Raw genomic sequence first — 253 nt, forward strand, 5'->3', positions numbered from 1 at the left:
CGTCGGGTTCGCAGCTGGGCAATAACGCCGTGTTCCAGGCCAACGAGGAAGTGGCTTCGCGTTCCAACTACGAGATCCGCGACCGCTTCTCGGCGGCGCTGACCTGGCAGCACGCCTTCTTCGGCGACAACAACACCTCGGTGTCGATGTTCTACGAGGGTCGCTCGGGTCGTCCCTTCAGCTATACCTTCGACAACGATGCCAACGGCGATGGCAGGTTCAACGATCTGCTCTACATCCCGACCGGCCCGGG

The 253-nt window shown here is 62.1% G+C and carries 1 protein-coding gene; it reads left to right on the forward strand.

Annotation, left to right across the window (positions count from 1 at the left end):
• A partial coding sequence (locus SB719_RS21485; RefSeq protein WP_412159934.1) for a hypothetical protein occupies nucleotides 1-253 on the forward strand: 253 nt, incomplete at both ends.

The organism is Pantoea sp. SIMBA_079, assembly GCF_046940275.1.
Lineage (GTDB): Bacteria > Pseudomonadota > Gammaproteobacteria > Enterobacterales > Enterobacteriaceae > Pantoea > Pantoea borealis.